This is a genomic window from Bacillus sp. ISL-77, assembly GCF_018613105.1.
In genome coordinates this window covers 1-17036 of record NZ_JAGGQY010000083.1, presented here as the reverse complement: position 1 = coordinate 17036, position 17036 = coordinate 1, and the positions used below count along the sequence as shown (strand labels likewise).

20 protein-coding genes and 2 pseudogenes are annotated in these 17036 nt (G+C 34.9%); 9 read left to right on the top strand and 13 right to left on the bottom strand.

Translation table 11 applies throughout. From position 1 onward, the window contains the following. Positions 1 to 99: 99 nt before the first annotated feature. A complete protein-coding gene (locus J7E77_RS27615; protein ID WP_214718477.1) occupies positions 100 to 606 on the bottom strand; it encodes a hypothetical protein in 507 nt (168 codons plus the stop codon). Positions 607 to 961: 355 nt separating this feature from the next. Between J7E77_RS27615 and J7E77_RS27610 the strand changes: the two genes are divergently transcribed. Beyond that, a complete protein-coding gene (locus tag J7E77_RS27610; protein WP_251028217.1) occupies positions 962 to 1342 on the top strand; it encodes a transposase in 381 nt (126 codons plus the stop codon). A 204-nt stretch (positions 1343 to 1546) separates the two neighbouring features. On the opposite strand, the gene J7E77_RS27605 is transcribed toward J7E77_RS27610, so the two are convergent. Then, a complete protein-coding gene (locus J7E77_RS27605) occupies positions 1547 to 1888 on the bottom strand; it encodes a hypothetical protein (protein ID WP_214718475.1) in 342 nt (113 codons plus the stop codon). A 260-nt stretch (positions 1889 to 2148) separates the two neighbouring features. Between J7E77_RS27605 and J7E77_RS27600 the strand changes: the two genes are divergently transcribed. Next, positions 2149 to 2388 (top strand): DUF6429 family protein, encoded by a 240-nt coding sequence (locus J7E77_RS27600; RefSeq protein WP_214718473.1) that lies wholly within the window; start codon positions 2149 to 2151, stop codon positions 2386 to 2388. Positions 2389 to 2593: 205 nt separating this feature from the next. Here J7E77_RS27600 and J7E77_RS27595 read toward each other — a convergent pair whose 3' ends face one another. Continuing rightward, on the bottom strand, positions 2594 to 3034 hold the full coding sequence (locus J7E77_RS27595; protein WP_214718471.1) for a cell wall hydrolase: 441 nt from the start codon (positions 3032 to 3034) through the stop codon (positions 2594 to 2596). Between the two features lie 290 nt (positions 3035 to 3324). Here J7E77_RS27595 and J7E77_RS27590 point away from each other — a divergent pair, with 290 nt between their 5' ends. Then, positions 3325 to 4113: an alpha/beta fold hydrolase gene (locus tag J7E77_RS27590; RefSeq protein ID WP_214718469.1), complete on the top strand. Its 789-nt coding sequence runs from the start codon at positions 3325 to 3327 to the stop codon at positions 4111 to 4113. Positions 4114 to 4115: 2 nt separating this feature from the next. After that, entirely contained in the window at positions 4116 to 4610 is a 495-nt protein-coding gene (locus tag J7E77_RS27585; RefSeq protein WP_214718467.1) for an undecaprenyl-diphosphatase, read from the top strand. Between the two features lie 707 nt (positions 4611 to 5317). Here J7E77_RS27585 and J7E77_RS27580 read toward each other — a convergent pair. Continuing rightward, positions 5318 to 6145 carry a TrmB family transcriptional regulator gene (locus J7E77_RS27580; protein ID WP_214718458.1) on the bottom strand — a complete coding sequence of 276 codons (828 nt, stop codon included), beginning with the start codon at positions 6143 to 6145 and terminating at the stop codon, positions 5318 to 5320. Positions 6146 to 6287: 142 nt separating this feature from the next. Here J7E77_RS27580 and J7E77_RS27575 point away from each other — a divergent pair, with 142 nt between their 5' ends. Next, the gene (locus tag J7E77_RS27575) at positions 6288 to 6917 is read left to right on the top strand and encodes a homoserine/threonine efflux transporter (protein ID WP_214718456.1); all 630 of its coding nucleotides are present in this window, start codon (positions 6288 to 6290) and stop codon (positions 6915 to 6917) included. A gap of 180 nt (positions 6918 to 7097) precedes the next feature. Here J7E77_RS27575 and J7E77_RS30955 read toward each other — a convergent pair. Then, positions 7098 to 7196, bottom strand: a pseudogene (locus J7E77_RS30955) (GNAT family N-acetyltransferase); the annotation flags it as partial. A 12-nt stretch (positions 7197 to 7208) separates the two neighbouring features. Between J7E77_RS30955 and pdxR the strand changes: the two are divergent. Further along, a complete protein-coding gene (gene pdxR / locus J7E77_RS27570; protein ID WP_214718454.1) occupies positions 7209 to 8567 on the top strand; it encodes a MocR-like pyridoxine biosynthesis transcription factor PdxR in 1359 nt (452 codons plus the stop codon). A 45-nt stretch (positions 8568 to 8612) separates the two neighbouring features. After that, on the top strand, positions 8613 to 9164 hold the full coding sequence (locus J7E77_RS27565) for a tyrosine-type recombinase/integrase (RefSeq protein ID WP_308160811.1): 552 nt from the start codon (positions 8613 to 8615) through the stop codon (positions 9162 to 9164). A gap of 23 nt (positions 9165 to 9187) precedes the next feature. On the opposite strand, the gene J7E77_RS27560 is transcribed toward J7E77_RS27565, so the two are convergent. The 4 genes and pseudogenes from J7E77_RS27560 to J7E77_RS27545 all read right to left on the bottom strand — a co-directional run bounded on the left by J7E77_RS27560 (position 9188) and on the right by J7E77_RS27545 (position 12229). Next, positions 9188 to 9646: a 2-thiouracil desulfurase family protein gene (locus J7E77_RS27560; RefSeq protein WP_214718452.1), complete on the bottom strand. Its 459-nt coding sequence runs from the start codon at positions 9644 to 9646 to the stop codon at positions 9188 to 9190. A 179-nt stretch (positions 9647 to 9825) separates the two neighbouring features. Continuing rightward, a pseudogene (locus J7E77_RS27555) lies at positions 9826 to 10293 on the bottom strand (isochorismatase family protein); the annotation flags it as partial. A 361-nt stretch (positions 10294 to 10654) separates the two neighbouring features. Next, on the bottom strand, positions 10655 to 11104 hold the full coding sequence (locus tag J7E77_RS27550; RefSeq protein WP_214718450.1) for a hypothetical protein: 450 nt from the start codon (positions 11102 to 11104) through the stop codon (positions 10655 to 10657). A 75-nt stretch (positions 11105 to 11179) separates the two neighbouring features. Beyond that, complete coding sequence (locus J7E77_RS27545) at positions 11180 to 12229, bottom strand: DUF3231 family protein (protein ID WP_251028216.1); 1050 nt, start codon at positions 12227 to 12229, stop codon at positions 11180 to 11182. A 371-nt stretch (positions 12230 to 12600) separates the two neighbouring features. Here J7E77_RS27545 and J7E77_RS27540 point away from each other — a divergent pair, with 371 nt between their 5' ends. Further along, positions 12601 to 12783: a hypothetical protein gene (locus tag J7E77_RS27540; RefSeq protein WP_214718448.1), complete on the top strand. Its 183-nt coding sequence runs from the start codon at positions 12601 to 12603 to the stop codon at positions 12781 to 12783. A 142-nt stretch (positions 12784 to 12925) separates the two neighbouring features. Next, the gene (locus tag J7E77_RS27535) at positions 12926 to 13135 is read left to right on the top strand and encodes a hypothetical protein (protein ID WP_214718446.1); all 210 of its coding nucleotides are present in this window, start codon (positions 12926 to 12928) and stop codon (positions 13133 to 13135) included. 262 nt (positions 13136 to 13397) lie between these two features. Here the strand turns inward: J7E77_RS27535 and J7E77_RS27530 are convergent, their stop codons facing one another. The 4 genes from J7E77_RS27530 to J7E77_RS27515 form a co-directional block, all read right to left on the bottom strand. Then, positions 13398 to 14384, bottom strand: coding sequence for a zinc-binding dehydrogenase (locus tag J7E77_RS27530; RefSeq protein WP_214718479.1), 987 nt, complete (start codon positions 14382 to 14384; stop codon positions 13398 to 13400). A gap of 76 nt (positions 14385 to 14460) precedes the next feature. Continuing rightward, positions 14461 to 15573, bottom strand: coding sequence for a flavin monoamine oxidase family protein (locus J7E77_RS27525; RefSeq protein ID WP_214718445.1), 1113 nt, complete (start codon positions 15571 to 15573; stop codon positions 14461 to 14463). 199 nt (positions 15574 to 15772) lie between these two features. Next, positions 15773 to 16444 carry an ArsR/SmtB family transcription factor gene (locus J7E77_RS27520; RefSeq protein ID WP_214718444.1) on the bottom strand — a complete coding sequence of 224 codons (672 nt, stop codon included), beginning with the start codon at positions 16442 to 16444 and terminating at the stop codon, positions 15773 to 15775. 368 nt (positions 16445 to 16812) lie between these two features. Beyond that, positions 16813 to 17036, bottom strand: a 224-nt coding sequence (locus tag J7E77_RS27515) for a transposase (protein WP_214718443.1), incomplete at its 5' end; no start/stop codon positions are given.

Below are 17036 nucleotides of genomic sequence, written 5' to 3'. Positions count from 1 at the left end.
CATTTCACACAACTAAACTGCCACGTTAGTGGAACAAGAAAAAGAGCTGCCGTAGCAACTCAGCGTTAAACTCTAGCACCTGTTCAGTTTAACAACGTATTACTCACTATGAATTTCAAAGCAGAAATATCCAAAAGGCAAATGTTCATCTTTTAATTCCATTTCTGATTTTGCAATTTCCATCATTTTGGGCAGGGTTTCCCTTAAAGATTCTTTATATTTTTTAAGTGCTTTTTGATAAGAATCTACATCGTTATTCTTACATAGAGGATATAAAATTGCCCCTAATTTTAAATTACTAAGTGTTCTTGGGGTATCAATGGGGTTAAGACAATCTAAGATGTGCATCTCTTGAATCTTTTCATCAAACCAATCTCTATATTCTATATAAAACATAAATTCCTCGAATTCAATTTGCATATCTACTTCTTCATTTATATAAAATGGTGTAATCCTAATGTATTCGGTAGTTGAATCAGAACTAATAATCTCATCTAATATGCCATTTAAGTCCGTAATGGTCGGATAATAACTATATTTTCCGTTATAGTAAACAGTGTTATTATAAATAATCTGGTTAATCTTTCCTTTTCCTTTGTCTATCATTTTCATCGCCTCCCTTATTAGATATTCTTCATATATTAAGCCCACTTCTTCTTGAACTAAACTGCCACGTTAGTGGAATAAGAAAAAGGCTGTTGGAACAGCCTTTCGTTGTTAAATTAAAGCACCCGTTAGCCATCCATGCAGCACAAAATCATTCTACGGCTGGAGAGGAAGGTCGCTGAACTATGGTGCGTTAGAGCCCATCCGTTAGTCTGACTCCACCGACCACGGTGCACCACTGACTGTCGCTCCCTTACGGGAAGCACACATGGTAGATTAATCCTATTCTGGTTGTTGCACCAGCCTCTAATTATAATGATCGCCGTAGAAAGGATGTTTTCAATGGATGTAGTCATTGAAAGGTTCTTGGGCAGGATTAGTTCCTGGGCAAAATGAAAGCGCTGGAAAAAGAAAATCAGCCAAAACTAAAAAAGGAAATAAGTATTTAAGATCGGCGTTAACTGAAGTAGCTCATTCAGTAAGAGGATCCAAAAACTATCTCGGAGCACTATATAGACGTACAGCATCCCGAAAGGGTAAGAAACGTGCTGGTATTGTAGTCGCTCACGCAATGTTACGTATCTCTTATTATCTCTTAACCCGAAAAGAAATGTATGTAGACTTAGGCGAAGACTACTTTGAAAAGCAGAGACAACAATCTATCGTTCGGCATTCACTGAGACGACTCGAAAGTTTAGGATACACAGTTACGTTAGAAGAACCTAAAGCCTCTTAATCCAGTCACTTTCTAAACCATAGATCAATGAATCTGGCGCTCTCCCCTTTTTAAAAAATGAATGAGCTGCGTCCTCTTTAGTACTGCCTTTTTTCACTGAGTTAAAGAAGTCTATTTTCATGGTAGTTTAATAAGAAAAGAATTAACACTTAAATACAGTGAAGCTTAACGGACCTATATCGGTAAAGGCCACCTTTAAAAAATTCATTCTATTTCATTAGCGTACTCAGCTTCTATTTCCTCACACAACTCAGGGAATTGCTTCTTAAAGGATTTTACTATCTTTGTGATTTTACTGAATGCATACTTTTCTACTTCGTCATAAGGAATCCATATCTCTTTATTCTGAATCTCTTCATAAAGAGACGAAATAACTGTATCGCGGTATTTAGGGGGTAGTTTCCTTGTTGTGCGTCTTTCTTTCATCTTATCGAAGTAGAGATTACAAAGTTCTGTTGCGATCCATTCCTTTTGACTATTTTTTAATAGTGAATAACGTTTGTTTGTTTGAAGAAGCTTTCCATTTACTTTAATATGATTTTTCATAAATAACCATCCTCATCTACCATTTATCATTTTCTCCTAACTTTATTATTCAAGTAAACTACTCCGTCTGTAACGATAAAGAAAAAAGAATATCAAAATATTACATTCCGACTTTAATTCAAGCACCCATTAATTGAACAAGATAAACCAAACTTTGTTCTAACAAAATAATATCCTTTGCATTAAGCCTTATTTTCTACCATTGAAAATAGAACATTGTTTTAGTTATAATGTTGGTAAAAAGTAAAGGAATGCATAAAATGAAAGATCAGATTGATGAATTAACGTTATTATTATTGCATTTAACATCTTTTAAAGAAGATTATGGATTAGGTGATGCTCAGAGAAGTTGGAAAGGTTATCCTTTTGAGTCACTATATGAATTAACAGAGAATGATTACATTCGTGGCAGCAAGCAATCAAAATCAGTGTATCTAACAGAAAAAGGAATCGAAAAAGCCAAGAAACTGATGAAGAAATATAATATAGAAGAACAATAAGGGGTCTTTCAAACGATATTTCACTTTACCTTTCGTAAAAAAAGACCTGCGTTGTATATTAAGCAGACCTTGAACTCTAGCACCCGTTAGCTTAAGTACAATATTTCAGAATCTTGCATTCTTGGATAAAAACTATAACTAAAAGTTTTATTTTATTCTGTGTAAATATTCTAAATATGTAAAAAAGCTTACTCAAAGAGTAAGCTTAACCGCTATAAACACTATCACATGTTCCAGGTTTTGGTTCATAAAAACAATGTTCTTTAAATTGACCAGATTGAGGTTGACCGTACCATGTTGGAGGGCATGGAGCATGTGGATTAAAATACCAAAGAGCAAATTTCGCTGGGTGGTCTCTCCAATAATCCAAATTCTGTTTTGCTAATCTTCTTTCAGAAGTTCTTGATCTTTGATAAAATACATTCCCTTTTTGAACTGCTTCAAAGGAAAAATTTCCTCCTTGTACTTGAAAAATAACTTGGTTAATTGTTCTTAAACCTTTAAAGTCTGTACAATTTGCTACAACACGATTCACAATTACATTTCCAACATATAACATTCCCTGTTTTCCTTCACCTTCGGCTTCTGCTCTCATCATCCTTGCCATTAAGTCAACGTCTGAACTTCGGTAACTAACTCTTGGCATTTTTCCACCTCCAAAATATAATATGAAAAAAAGGCTACATTCATGCCATTGTTTATATAATAAGAATGCTTAGTTTTTAAAACTACAGTTTTTAAGTAAAATGAAAACTATTGCATTCTTTTTATACCTTTATTCAACTATACTGCTCCCTTTAGTTCAATAAGAAAAGGCTGCCAGGAATTTGAGTTGTAAAAAAGCTGGGAAGACCTAGCTTTTTTTGTATGATTCAACAAAATTAACCAAATAATAAATGAAACCAAATCAAGGTATTATTAATTTGAGGTGATATAATGCCAATCCTCGAAGTTGATGAGAGTACCCTTTACTACACTGTTAAAGGTAAAGGGATTCCAATCATATTTATTCATCCACCTGTTCTTACTTCTATAAATTTCATATACCAGTTAGAAGAACTATCTCGTTATTTTCAGGTTATCACCTTTGATATACGAGGACATGGAAGGAGTCCTTTTTCAAGAAAACCTGTTACCTATCCACTAATCGTTGAGGATATAAAAAAACTAATGGACCATCTGAATATTAAGCAAGCCTTTTTATGCGGATATTCAACAGGGGCATCTATCCTATTGGCGTTTTTTTTATCAACTTCAAAAGGGCGTGCTTTAGGTGGAATCATTATTAGTGGAATGTCTGAGGTAAGTGACTGGCGTCTAAAAAACAGAATACGCATTGCTAAAAACCTTGCAAAGATTGGGGCATTGCCTGCTTTAGCTCGTTCAATATCCCATAGCAATTCAAATACAAAAGAGTTGTTCGACAAGATGTTACTAGAAGCTAAAAAAGGTGATGCTAGAAACATCTTGCAATACTATGATTACAGTTTGAACTATAACATTTCCGATCAACTAGAAAACATTACTATGCCAATTTCCCTCATTTATGGCGGAAAAGATAAAACATTTTATCGTTATGCACAACAACTACATACGAAACTACCTCAAAATGAACTAACCTTTGTTAAAGGCATTAAACATCAGGTCCCAACAAAAGCAGCAAGTGAATTGAATCAAGTTATTTATCGATTTATCCAAAATATTCCATCAAACAAAGGTGAATAAGCTTGGATGTTAAACTATTTCGTTTAATAAATTTGCTTTCCGGACGTCATTTAGTAATAGATAAATTAATGATACTTATTTCCAAAAAGATGAAATTTGTTTTCTTTATTATTTTAGTGATTTTGCTTTTTAAAAAAAAGAATGTAACTATTGAAGCAGTAGTGTCTATCATGATTTCGTTATTCATGCATTTTATAATTAAGTTATTTTATTTTAAGCCCCGTCCATTTATAGAAGGGAGAGTAGGTATACTTATCCCTTCAAAATTCGATTCGTCCTTTCCAAGTAAACATACACTACTAACTTTCGCCGTTTCAACAATAGTCCTCTTTAATGAACGCATCCTTGGATCTATTATGTTGGGGTTTTCTTTTTTAACAGGATTGTCACGAATTTGGGTAGGACATCATTATCCATCTGATATTGCAGGAAGTGCTGTATTAGGCTCTTTAACAAGTGCGATTATTAATAAAATATTACAAAGAAAATGGCAATGAAAACTCTAAGGAATTTCACTGCCTATAGATGTGATTGACTTTTAAATTAACAAATAGCTGAGAAACATTGGGTTCACTATTTCCCTTGTGAGGTCCTGATAATCCCTTCTACTAATCAAACGCTTTTTGGAGGCTTTCCTCCTTTTGAATTTTGGCAAATACAGTTAGATTAGTTGTTCCGCAAATTATGAAACTGAAAATAAGTATTAAAAAGAAAAACTTTTGTTCATTTTTCATCACCCTAAATTATAACTAGGTGTATTTTTCCCGAGTCAATTACAACTATCCTTATTCAAGTAAACTGTCCTTTAGTTCAATAAGAAAATGAGCTGCCACAACAACTCCACAGTTCAACTCTTGCACCCGTTACTTTAAGCACAATTCTTCACAATCTTGCTTTGAAAAATCAACAAAGTTGCAACTTCAAAGCTAACGCGATTCTCTTAAAGTGGCGAAAAACTGAAATATAACTATAATATTTTTTCATATTTAAATAACTGAAGTTTTTCAGTAATTTGTACTTAGGATATTTGGTTTGTAAGTTGAACAAGGAATAACTCTATTCATTACTGAATAAAACACCATTTAAAAACATTTATGTGTGGTGGGTTGACAGTTTCGTTCATATCAGTTGAAGAAGAACAGCTTATTTGCTATGAAGAAATACTGTTCTTCTTATGCTGTATAAAACAGTTAATTGTACAAATTTATTTTACATAATGTTTTTTAAAATCTGGGTAAATAGAAAATTTATGGCGTAAATTCACGAGGTTTTTCCCAAAACTTTCCTCTAGAAGTTCTCTATGTTTCTCCATAATTTCCATGAGATACAAATCATGAATCATGACTTCTGTAATTGGCATGACTAAACCTACATGCATGGTCCATGCTGCACGGCTATCTTCGCCCAGCGAAACAATACCTGCTACTACTTCTGAATCATCTCCACTAATAACAATCCATCGTCCACCATACTCTTCTGTAATTTCATGACCCATATAATGAAGGTAAACATTAGCAAAATCGGAGACGATTTCCCCATAAGCAATAATCGTTACGTTGACCCCTCTTTTTGCTGCCTGTCTTAGTTCAGAATCCAACTCTTCGAATTCCTCTTTCCAAACCTCTAAGAGAATTCTTTTTGTAGCAGATGATATACAAGCTTTTACCTTATCGAGTATTTCATTGCGTCCCGTGATATTCCAGATATTTTCACGGTCATTTGCAGAACGTTCGAACTCCGCTAGTGATTTTTCTGCCAATTCCAAATTCTCTTCTGCTTTCCTTCGGCGGTTTTTAATTAGCTCCTTGGCAGGAACAGGAGTATACTGTGGCGTGTTTCCAGGACTAACCAGAATATCTCCTCGTATGGCGAGACTATCTAGAACTTCATAAATTCTTGAACGTGGTACACCAGAATTTTTCGCTACTGCATATCCAGTTAATGGCGATTCTTCCAATAAGGTAAGATACGCTTTCGCTTCATATTCGGTAAAATTTAGATTCTTTAATGTTTCGAAAATGGTTTCTTTCATAAACCCTCCAATATAATATCAGTCGCTACCTTAGTAACTAATATTTTATCAAAATCAGTTGATTATTTCCAAAGGCTTCTGATATACTCGTGGTAAGTAGTTACTTTGGTAGTCACTATTAGCAAATGAAGGGAGAAACAACATGGATAGCTTACTAACATACATTTCAATTGCTGCAATGATGGTTGTTATTCCAGGAGCAGATACTATGCTATTGGTGAAAAACACACTCAGCTATGGTACAAAAGCTGGACGTTATACGGTTCTCGGAATGGCAACGGGACTTTCTTTTTGGACGCTTATTGCTATTCTTGGATTATCTGTTGTCATTGCAAAGTCTGTAATTCTTTTCAGTACAATCAAATATTTGGGAGCTGCTTACTTAATTTATTTGGGTATAAAAAGTTTTTTTGCTAAAAGTGTTTTTTCTTTAAAGGAAATTCAAGCACAAGCGAATGCACCTACCAATTCTTCAAGTCGGCATAATAAAGAGTCTTTTATGCAAGCGTTACTTAGTAATGTTCTTAATCCAAAGACTGTTTTGGTTTATATAACTGTCATGCCTCAATTTATCGATTTGAACGGAAATGTAAATCAGCAATTGATTGTGTTAGCATCAATCCTTTCTTTACTCGCTGTATTGTGGTTTCTTACCCTTGTTTATGTAATTGATTACGCAAAAAAATGGTTGAATAACTCCAAATTCCAGAAAGTATTCCAAAAATCAACTGGCTTAATTTTAGTAAGTTTGGGCGTTAAAACAGGAATTTAAATTCATTTACTAACACTCCTAATTCGACTTTTTCCGTTCAGACAACTGAACGGTTTTTTTGTCCTCATTTGTTTCAAACGTGCAACTCATTGTTCAACTAACCTGCTCGTTAGCACAAGAAGCGACTGCCCCTATTGGACAATCGCCCCCGTTAGCTTAATAAAAAATAAATGTTGGCACCTATCTAATTTCATAAAATAACCATTCAGATAGTTCTCCACCCATTTTATTATAAAGGGATTGGGCTACAAAATTATCTTTTGCCGTTTCCCAAGTCATGAGCCCTTGTATATGCAACTTTACCAATACATAAAAGAAGAAATTCAAAAAGGGATTCTAGATGCTGGAACTCGTTTACCATCAATCCGTCAACTTTCATCGTATTTAAATGTAAGTAAAAACACGATAGAATTAGCTTATCAACAATTAATTGCTGAAGGATATGTAGAAAGTAGAGCAAGAAGTGGCTTATATGTGGTGGAAAATGACACGGACATAATTCCAATCAAAAAAGCAAAGCGAAAATTATTTGATGAAGTTTTAAATGAGAACAAAGAAACATTTGAATATGATTTCCGACAGGGAAGAATTGATTTAGAACATTTTCCTTATACAACTTGGAGAAAACTTTCTAACCAGGTGTTATTTCCTGAGAACAAAAGTAATTTTTTGTACGGAGACCCTCAAGGTGAGCTAGCACTTAGGAGAGAAATAGCACAATACCTCTATCAATCCAGAGGTGTAAATTGTTCTCTAAGCCAGATCCTTGTTGGATCTGGGATCCAGCAATTGCTAACAACTTTTTGCCAAATAATCGGTGTAAATAATCAATCCATTGCATTTGAAGAGCCTTCATATGATGGTGCGAGAATGGTTTTTAAAAACTTAGGTTTTAACTTACGCCCCATCTTGTTGGATGAAACAGGAATTAATATGGAGAACTTAAAAAGTAGTGATGCAAATGTGGTATACGTTACGCCTTCTCATCAATTTCCTTGTGGAATGATAATGCCTTATTCGAAAAGAATGGAATTAATACAGTGGGCAGAGCAACGTAACGGATTCATAATTGAAGATGATTATGACGGAGAGTTTAGATACATTGGAAAGCCAATTCCTTCTTTACAAGGATTAGACCCAAATGGAAGGGTTATTTATTTAGGTACTTTTTCTAAAGCTTTAATACCAGCTTTACGAATGAGTTATATGGTTTTACCAAAATATTTGTTGTCAGTTTTCAAACGAAACTTTGCCTCCTATGAGCAAACTGTATCAAAAATTCATCAAATAACTATGCAGTTATTTTTTGAAGAAGGACATTGGGATAGACATATACGGAAAACGAGAAAAATTTATCAAAAAAAACATTCAACGCTTATTTCAAGCATTATAGATATAATGGATGACAAAGTTAATATAGTTGGCAGTCATTCAGGGTTGCATATTTTATTACAAGTAAACAACAAAATGACTGAGAAAGAGCTTGTACAAACTGCACTAAGAAATAAAGTAAAGGTTTATCCAACATCGAAATATTTTAATGATTTACGGCATATTAATAATCCTCTGATCCAACTAGGATTTGGTGGATTAACAGAACATCAAATAACTGAAGGAATTATTCTTTTGAATAAAGCTTGGTTTAAATAATTATAAACAACAGTTTTACTTTTATTTAAATAATAAAAAGGTGCGATACCACTATTAAAGTATCGAAGATACCTAGCAAAATCCAGTGAACATTTAAAGCCATCAAGTTTAGCTCATCGAATTCGATTCATTAAATCGATATTTCGTTGGTCACACGAAGAAGGGCATATAACAAAAAATCCAGCTGCTAAAATTAAAGAACCTAAACAAGGGAAACGAATCCCAAAATTCTTAACAGAGAGGGAAATTGAGCATTTAAGGGAAGCGTGTTTTACTCCAATGGAAAAGGCATTACTTGAATTTATGTTTTCCACAGGTTGTAGAATTGGTGAAATAGTTTCTCTCGAAAAGAATTTTATCAATTGGTCAAATCGCTCTGCCATTTTCCTGGGAAAGGGGGATAAAGAAAGGGAGGTCTATTTTAATATACGTTGTGAAATTTGGCTGAAACGATACTTAGATTTTCGTCAGGATAAAGACCCAGCTATTTTTGTAACTGAACGGCACCCGCATAAAATGAGTATTGGTCAGATGAGGTACATAATAAAACGAATATCAAGTCGTGCAATACTTCACAATTTTGCTACCTTATCTTGAATACGCATTCGTTTATTGAAGAACTAATATAGATTTTTAGTAAATTGTTCTTCTGAAATTACTTGTAATCCATTTCTTTTTAGTAAAGCAGATGTAACTCCAGTTCCCACAATTTTCTTACCAATGAATTCTCCATTATAAATCATAGAACTACCACAGGATGGGCTATTCTCCTTTAGCACAACTATTGTTGCATTTATTTCTTTAGCCTGTTCCAAAGTAGCATAAGCACCTTTTATGTAAAGTTCCGTAACATCTTTTCCTGATTTTTCAATTACTTTAGCCTTTCCATCGAGTACATCTCCCCCGTCTCCACCTATTATCTCAGCAGGTTCTCTGGGAGTTACAAATCCACCAAGTAATTCAGGACATATGGTGATAGCTTTATTTTCTTCTACTAATTTGCGTATTGTATTATTTAAACTACTTGTACCGTTATACTTTACCTCTAACCCTGCTAAACAGGAACTAACTAATATCATCGGCTAACACCCTTTCACAATAAATCAATTCTTCATTTTATAATTAATTTTATATTTCGAAAATAGTTAATACAACAAGTTTCTTTTGCATTAACCTGCTTCTTTAGTTCAAAAAGAAAAAAGAGCCACCTAAGTAGCTCAAAGATTTTTAAGTATAGCTCTCATTAGTTCCAAAAACTTTATCTTATTTGATTTATTAATTCTTTTGTTGTAAGTATAGTAGCGAACTCGTCATTTAAAGTAGCTAGGGAGGTATTATGTATAAGTTCGGCATCATAATAGTTTCCATTTTGGTCTTTCATTCCAAATGCTGCTGTTGCATCTGAAATAAGGTATGTATTAAAACCTAAATTCCCACTCATTCTTGTAGTCGTAGATACACAATGAGGCGTAGTCAGGCCTGTTATTACTACATTTGCTATATTATTTAATTTAAGAAACTCTTCTAAGTTTGTACCAATAAAACTACTATTTACTTTTTTTGTTATAACTAATTCATCTTCAAGGGGTTTAACCATTTCTTTTATAACAAATCCTTCGTTTTTTGGATAAAATACAGAATGTGGGTTATCGGACATATGTTGAATATGTATTACTCTCCATCCTTTATCCCGCCATAATGCTAGTATCTTACTAATGTTTTCTTCTACTATTTAAAGTGCCTATTACGAAAATGAAGTAATATTTTGCCCGTGGTGACTTGAGTTTAAGACGTAAAAAATCAGTTTAAGCAATGTATTTTAATTACAATACATTTGTTCTTTAACAAACCTGCCCCGTTATTGGAACAAGAAAAATAGCCGCAGCTACGACTCTTTGTTAAACTCAAGCACCCGTTACTTTAAGTGTAATAATTCACAAAATTATTTTTTCCCAATTATTTGTTGAAGAACGGAACTTATTTTCAGCTAAATTTATCCTTAAACATCTTACTAACCACTAATGCACCCAGTTAACCACTTTTTAGAAGCAAATAAGGTGGGCGACCGCCCCCCTGGTGATTAGAAATCATTCGTTCCTAACCAATTTTTTTAAAATTAACCCGACAACTAATCCAGGTATCACAAATAATATTGGAAGCCAAACAGGTCCAACTAATACCCCAAAAATCGTTAAATTTGATGAATAGATACAACCAACTGTTACAAAATAAGCTGAAAAAACAAACGGAAGATAAGAATACTTTTCTTTTCCACCACCTGCATCTTTAAACGCATCCCACATTGCAAAAAAATATAAACATGGGTAAAACATTAACCATTGATATTCAGCTTGTTCAATCGCTTTTTTTATGTCCCCCTGAAAACTTGAAATAATTATAGTGTTAAAATTACCTTGAACATTAATTAGAAATTCTAAAAACACAAACACAATACCTTTTATAGGTTTACCATTTATAAATTGTCCGAATCCTGGGAGTGCAATACTCCATAACAACGCTTCTTTACTGTTCGCCAAATTGTTCTATTCCTTTTCTGAATTCTTTTTTTCGACTAGCTTTCAAATAAGTTGTTCAAGCTGTTCCAATGTATCTTAACCCCTGTCAAACGCTTTTGGTGGTGATTCAAACCAACCTTTATCAATTAAGATATTTATGCCGTCGTCAACAAATAAGCCAATGTTTACAAGTGTTCTTATATATAACATATCTATATCTCTTCTTGCAGTTACCGCCAGTGAATTTCCGAACGCCCTTATCTTCATTGCGAACATGTCCACTTTATGCAACAGCATTATTTTATCGGAAAAAGGAGGATATGTAGATGTTGTAACCAAATGATCCAGGTACGAAGGTGATTGAATTTGTTCAATATGAAGTTTTTCCTTATACTGCTTTACAGCTTTTTCAGTCATGTTCAAACCTCTTTTAAACAAAGCCTTTATCTTTTCATCCTTAACTATCTGATAGAACCCCAATAATAATGCCTTACTTGTTGTGTTATTCTCAATGTTATCCCAAAGATGAATGATTTCTAATGCCTGTAATGGTCGGACATCTTTAAGAAAACCATTTATGTAACTTTGTTTATCAATTTTATCAATTCCTTTTGGAGTTTGAATGATCGGAGGTTTTGCAATGAGTTTTTTTTCCATTAAAACATTATTAATTTGCCCTAAAAGGACTGTAGTACATTGATTACAATAAATAAAGAACTCTCTTATATCCTCCCGCATTATCAATGGAACTGCTACTGCGTAAAGGCTCATACCTGCCTTAGCAGCATATTTTAAATAATGAGCGTAAAATTCATCTTCGTATAAACGGGGGGCACCAAGATTTACATCATCTTTAGTAGATCCTTTAGGTATAGGGAAATTTTCTTTTTTTAAAAATCCTTCTATCCACTGCGTGAAATCCTTTGATAAGGCTAAACCATTTTCCAATAGCAACCTAATATCTTCATCATCGCAATGTTGATGAAAATAACCTAAGATTTGAATTGACATACTGTTTCCCATATAGGTAGCCCAAAGCTTACCCAATTCAAAAGTCGTTAAAGGTTGGGTTTCACCTGATGTATGTATACTTAAATTTTGTGGTTTCATCACATTCATTGGATTTAATTCTTTATCCGTGGTCATAACTAATCTCCTCCCGCATTTTCGCTTAGGATTACCATTGGAAAATAATTTAATTCCAACAAATCGGACCTTTAACTTATAACGGTAATCAAAAAAGGACTGCCGAAACTGTCCTTTTACTTCAACTATTCTGCCTGTTACTTGAATAAGAAAAAGGCTTTACCCTGTTAAAGTAAAGCACCCGTTAGCTGAATAAGGAAAAGTTTCGTTGCCAGCACTTCTTACTTTACACAACTATCCATGCTCTGTCCCTACCGCCTGATTTTCACTCCTTTTCCCTGTATATCCATTTTTTTACTGTATATGTCTAATGGCTCCAGGTCAGTATCTTGGGCATAATACAGTTTATATACATTAGTGAGGGGGATAGTATGAGGCTAAGAAATGGAGATTTTTATACAAATGTTTTTACCAATAAGTTATATAGGTTAAATGAAGATAAGGATAGCAGCTGGTACTTGAGTTTACGTGATGAAGAAGGTTATCATGAAACAGAAATGATATCAGGGCGTGATATGATTAGATTGGTAGAAGGTAGTTATAAAAAAAGCTAATAAAAAAAGAGCTACCCCATTCCTGTCATAGTACCTGTAATCAGATTTTTAGTGGAAAGTAGGTAAAACTTGAAACAATATAAGATGTTCCAAGGAAAAAGTCGCCTTTTTGTCGAATATAGTAGATAAAGGGGATTATCCAATGAATAAAGTTGAGTTATTAAAAAAATTACTAAATAGTAGTCGAGGTAATTTGTTTTCATTAGAGATTCCTACTACAAAAGAAAATGAAAAAAAGATTCAAGAATTGGTTAGAGTATTAGAAACAGAAAAAAGAATTAAATTAAGAGAATATGTACAGAGAGAATACTCAGTTTATTTACAAGGAATAATTAAGTATGCATCCGAATAATCGGATGCTTTTTTTATTGGGATGAAGCACCATAGGGTTCTTCAAGTTATACAGTAAGCCAAGATGGGCATAGAATTTTTATGAGATTTAGAAATTGTCAACCTTCATAACCCACAGAGCCAATAAATCCCTTGGGAATCTATTTTCTTAAATTAACCTGCCCCTATAGTTTAAGTACAACATATCACAATCTTCTTGTGGAAAATGAAAAAAGGCGACCTTCTACTTGAAGTATCGCACCCGTTACTTTAAGTACAATATTTCACAATCTAGTAGTGGAGAAATTTGTAGTAGAAATACTTAAAACAGCACGGAATCGCGTGGATGCTGCCATCATTTTATCGTATGCTTCGCTTGCACGTTCTAAAGGAAAGGTTTCAATTAATGGTCGTACATCCGTGAGTACACTGAAGTTAATGGTTTGTTGGATTTCTTCTGCTTGTCCAGTAAACGAACCCCTAACCGTATTGGGTCCTTTTAAAAAGTCCATTGCTGACAATTCCAACTGCTCACCAGAACCTGCTACGATAATTAGTTCACTGTCTGAACCAAGCCCATTGATCAGAGAAGAAATAGCTTTGGCGTTTGGAGCAGTAGCGAGGATTACTTTTGCTCCGCCTAGTGCCTGTAATGCTTGAGCTGGTTCTTCTTTTTCTGAATCAATGTAGTGGTGTGCTCCAAGTTGACGTACCAAATCTTCTTTATCGCTACCCCGTGAAATCGCAACAGTGCGAAATCCAGCTTTTTTTGCGTACTGAACGGCTAAATGTCCAAGTCCACCAATGCCCTGAATGGCAACAAGATCCCCAGGTCGAGCTTTGCTGTTTCTTAATGCACTAAACGTTGTTTCACCAGCACACATAAGTGGTGCTGCTTCCAATGCAGATAATTCATTTGGAATGCTTGACAAACTATCCTCATAAGCTACCATGTATTCAGCGTAACCACCGTCCATTGTCAGACCGGTTACTTGGTTGTTCCCTCCATGCCACCCAATGCCGACACGTTCACCGATTTTCCACTTCGTCGAACCTGTGCCAATTTCTTCAACTATGCCAATCACTTCATGACCAGGAATGCGGGGATACTCCGGAGATGCCCCTTTAATAGCCATGGAGTCTCCATTACATACTCCGCAAGCCTCTACACGGATCAGCGCTTGTCCTTCTCTCGGTTGGGGCACAGGGGTCTTTACTAATTGCATCTTTTCTCCCTTAGAAGGAATTTGTATAGCTTTCATCATTCTCAACATAAACTACCCCCTATAGTTCAGAATTTAAAAATTCTGTTAGCTTTCACATACGATACTCATTGAAAATATCATGTCATAAAGGCTTGTTATTTAAATTAATGATTTCAAAAACTGCCTGTTCAGCTGACTGAAGTGCGCCTTCAAGGTGTCCCCCAAATTGCGAGTTAGTCTCTGTACCAGCAAAAATAATTTTCTTTTCCCATATTCCTCTTTGTGGAGGTTTGCCATATATAGGAAAGTCCCTTAGAGGATTGAAGTCTTCCTCAACAGCCGTTTCTAAATCTGTGGACCAATCTTTGTAAAGTATAGAACTAACATCATTTTTGGCAGAGGGTCCAAAGAGCCTAACCAATTGGTCGATAACCAATTCCAAAATTTTATCTTCACCCAGTTCTTGGCGCATTTTCGCTGGCATTCCGAAGAAACCAAATAATGCACCAGAGCCTGTATCAGGAGAAGCATCATGGATTTCTTGTAGAGGTCCAACCCAGCTCGATGCGAAGCCAGAGAGACCTGATTCTCTCCAAAAAGGACGTTCATAGATGGCAACTGCCTTAGCCTGCCCTGCCATCCACGTCGGTTTGTTTATAAGGTCAGTTATAAGTTCTGTAGGAAGAGAAGGATAAAATTCAATATGACGTGCCACAATTCGAGGCGGCAATGTTAGGATAACAGCACTTGCAGAAACTATTTCCCTCTTTCCATTAGCAAGTTCTGCTTCAAGTGTGATAGCACCGGTATTATCTAGTCGAATTGCTGTTACTCGCGTTTTTAGCTCGACTGTGCCCGGCGGAAGATTATTTGCTACAGCATCAATAAGGGATTGCACACCTCCTATGAATCGCACCGACCTTGCATCAGAATTTTCCGGTAGTACATAACGTTCTGGTGGTTCGTTTTGGTATCGTTCTGAAAGCATTGCTCCTTTGGTGTACTGGTCAAAAGTTCCTAAATTCAGTTCCTTGACAAGATTAGCAATAGTCCTTTCGTGCTGTGACCAGAACCATGTCGGACCGAGGTCAAATTTACCCAAGTCAGGTCTGGTTGGACTTGGAGCGCTTAACACTCTACCTCCGATTCTATCTCTAGCCTCTAGAACCCTACATTTGATGCCTTGTTCAGTAAGCAAAGATGCGGCACGAAGACCACTTAAACCAGCACCAACAATAACTACAGGCTTGTTCATTTTCCTTCCTCCTTGTGTAGTTTTTCCTCTTCTTAATAAGCTTTTATACCGCACAGTATTGTTTAAATAGAGCTCCAAGGTTATTACCGATTGTAAGCCTTCAGAAACTGCCTTAAGCTCTACTAAAGGAAGTTCTTACTTTAAATCATACAAATTGAAAGCATATGAAAGTTCATAAATTATAGACATGAAATATATTTTAATATTTTTGTTCCAGATACTTCTGCCATTCATGAATACTTTCTGCCATACGGTAAGCCATAAACCCTTGCTCTTTCATTTTTTGCGCGGCAATAGCTGAAAAAGCACAGAACTGCCCTCTACAATAAGCTACAACTTCTTTATCTCTCGGTAATTCTTGAAGATATGAATCCAAGTTTTCCATTGGAATAGAGACCGCACCTTCTATATGCCCAGCGTTATATTCCTCTGTTGGACGCAAGTCTAGGAGGACAACATCTCCTCTATTTAACTTTTCGTACACTTGATCCATCGTAAGTGTATTTAAACCTTCAAAACCACCTAAGAAATCTTCTTTAATCCGAGTGATATCTGAAAGTTGATTTTCAGCAATATGCCATAAGGAAAATAAAAACTCCACAACTGATGGATCAGCTAATGAATAAACAGCATACGTTCCCTTTTTAGTAAATTTAACTAATCTTGAATCATTCAGAACCTGAAGATGACGAGAAACATTTGCCACATTCATACCTGTATCTTGCGTCAACTTTTCGACAGTTTTTGGACCCTGAGCTAGCAAATTTAATATCTCTAGTCGTTTGTCACTCGATAAACATTTTCCGATTCTTGATAGTTGTTTATACAATTCATCTTTATAATCTTTTGCAGAAGAAATGAGCTCTTCCATACTAATCATCCTTTATTTTTCAATTGATAACATTGTTAATGATACTCTTGTTGAAGTAAAAATAACAAAATAATCATTCCATATGCTCATACTCATTTGCAAGAGTAAGAAATGTTAAAAATAAATGATTCCGCGGTAAAACAAAGAAAAAACCTTTTCTTTTATTAGTATTAATTCAACTTATTTTCTTTCTTAGAAAAGATTAATGTAATTTCTTTCACTTTTTTGATGATAGAAAAAGGAACAATCATTTTTATGATTGCTCCTTTCAGATTGTAGACAAAAGGCATTCGAATGAGCCCATTCGATGCCTTTTTATTGGATTTTTGCTCGTAAGAGCAAAATTTAGACCTATCCTTTGACTATTATTACGCCAATTCTGGACCTTTCCACGTCCAGCTGGCCATCTTTTTCAAGTTCATGGCAGCAAAAGTAAGCATCGCTTGCATGGACAATTTTTTTAAGCCTCTTAAGGTTGTCCAACGCATACCATGCTTTTCCTTAGCATCCGCAAAGACCCGTTCAATCGTTTCTTTACGTCTTGCGTATATGCTTTTATTTTCTTGTGTGTGACGAAGATGATCGGCTTCTT

Coding starts and splice junctions, on each gene's coding strand:
- J7E77_RS27590 (WP_214718469.1), top strand. CDS start 3,325: ATGCCAATCCTCGAAGTTGATGAGAGTACCCTTTACTACACTGTTAAA.
- J7E77_RS27545 (WP_251028216.1), bottom strand. CDS start 12,229: ATGACCACGGATAAAGAATTAAATCCAATGAATGTGATGAAACCACAA.
- J7E77_RS27605 (WP_214718475.1), bottom strand. CDS start 1,888: ATGAAAAATCATATTAAAGTAAATGGAAAGCTTCTTCAAACAAACAAA.
- J7E77_RS27595 (WP_214718471.1), bottom strand. CDS start 3,034: ATGCCAAGAGTTAGTTACCGAAGTTCAGACGTTGACTTAATGGCAAGG.
- J7E77_RS27580 (WP_214718458.1), bottom strand. CDS start 6,145: ATGAAAGAAACCATTTTCGAAACATTAAAGAATCTAAATTTTACCGAA.
- J7E77_RS27575 (WP_214718456.1), top strand. CDS start 6,288: ATGGATAGCTTACTAACATACATTTCAATTGCTGCAATGATGGTTGTT.
- J7E77_RS27540 (WP_214718448.1), top strand. CDS start 12,601: ATGAGGCTAAGAAATGGAGATTTTTATACAAATGTTTTTACCAATAAG.
- pdxR (WP_214718454.1), top strand. CDS start 7,209: ATGCAACTTTACCAATACATAAAAGAAGAAATTCAAAAAGGGATTCTA.
- J7E77_RS27615 (WP_214718477.1), bottom strand. CDS start 606: ATGATAGACAAAGGAAAAGGAAAGATTAACCAGATTATTTATAATAAC.
- J7E77_RS27560 (WP_214718452.1), bottom strand. CDS start 9,646: ATGATATTAGTTAGTTCCTGTTTAGCAGGGTTAGAGGTAAAGTATAAC.
- J7E77_RS27600 (WP_214718473.1), top strand. CDS start 2,149: ATGAAAGATCAGATTGATGAATTAACGTTATTATTATTGCATTTAACA.
- J7E77_RS27535 (WP_214718446.1), top strand. CDS start 12,926: ATGAATAAAGTTGAGTTATTAAAAAAATTACTAAATAGTAGTCGAGGT.
- J7E77_RS27525 (WP_214718445.1), bottom strand. CDS start 15,573: ATGAACAAGCCTGTAGTTATTGTTGGTGCTGGTTTAAGTGGTCTTCGT.
- J7E77_RS27520 (WP_214718444.1), bottom strand. CDS start 16,444: ATGGAAGAGCTCATTTCTTCTGCAAAAGATTATAAAGATGAATTGTAT.